The 1,261-nt window shown below is 65.3% G+C and carries 1 protein-coding gene; it reads right to left on the bottom strand.

Features of this window, described 5'->3' with window-relative positions; genetic code table 11:
- Positions 1-1,260, bottom strand: a 1,260-nt coding sequence (locus tag ACEWQ0_RS00035) for an ISNCY family transposase (RefSeq protein ID WP_476484109.1), incomplete at its 3' end; no start/stop codon positions are given.
- Position 1,261 lies beyond the last annotated feature (1 nt).

Here is a 1,261-nt window from a genome sequence, read left to right as displayed (position 1 = left end):
GTCGGGGTAGGCTCGCTTCCAGGGGTGGTCGGGTGGTGGTTTGTAGGCAGGCTTTGCGGCTTGCTGCTGTCTGATCTGGTCAACCCGGTTGCTGACGGACTTCTCGTCTTCGATTGGAATGGGCGGCTCGCCTTCGGCTAGTAGCCGGAAGGGGAGCGACTGCCCCTTGCTGAGCACGGTCACGCGACCGTCAAAGTGCTCGCACAGCGTCACGAGGCTGCCTCTGAGTCGGTAGCCCTTGCCCTGGCCGGTGATCTGGTATTCGCGGTTGTGGAACTGGCAGGTGAGGTTCTTCGACAGCTTGCGGGTGTGGTGGATGGAAAAGATCTGATCGAGCTCGCCGGCGTCGTGCAGTACGGGCCGGTGGGCGTCGCTGGTATGCTGTGGCGGCTTGGCGAAGCGGCGGTTGTAGTCGGCGATGAACTCGGCTAGAAAGGCGTTGGCGCCATCGATATCGCTGATGCCACGCAGCCGCAGTTCCTTGACCAGGCGATCCTGCAGGGTCTGATTGGCCCGCTCGACCCGGCCCTTGGCCTGGGGCGTGTTGGCATGGATGGCGCCGATGTCGAGGGTCTTGAGCGCGCGCGAGAACTGGGTCAGCTCGCCTTCGCGGTCGGGGTGGTTGACCCGGAAGATGCTGTGGCGATCGGAATAGAAGGCTGCCGGGCGACCATGAGCCTGCAGGTAGGTCTGGAGCGTCTCCATGTAGGCCTGGGTGGTCTCGGAGGGCACAAAGCGCAGGGCGCCAAGCTCGCTGGTGGCGTCGTCGATGAACACGATCAGGCAGCAAGCAGGCCCCCGATCCTCGAACCAGGCATGGGGCGAGCCGTCGATCTGCACCAGCTCGCCCCGGCAGGCCCGGCGTGGGCGACTCTGGTGGATCGAGGCCTGACGCCGCTGTCGCGGCCGCCACAGGCCTTCGGCAATCATCCAGGCCCTGAGCGTCTCGACCGAGTGACCAAAGCCGTGCTGCTCAACGAGCTTCTCGTGGGCCAGGGTCGGGCCGAAGTCGTGGTAGCGACTGCGCACCAGCGCGATGAAATGATCCCGCACCGAAGCGGCGATGCGATTGTTGCCGGGCCGGCCACGATGCTTTGAGGCCAGGCCTGCCGCCCCTTCGGCGCGGAAGGCCCGAACCAGCCGCTTGACGTGGCGAACGCTCAGCCCCAGATGAAGCGCCGCCTCACGCTGGATCAGCGTGCCGTCAACCACCTTCCGGATGACACCCACCCGATCCAACTCCCTGTGACTCATGGCAATC

This window comes from Wenzhouxiangella sp. YN9, assembly GCF_056324165.1.
This window is presented reverse-complemented; position numbering and strand designations above follow the sequence as displayed.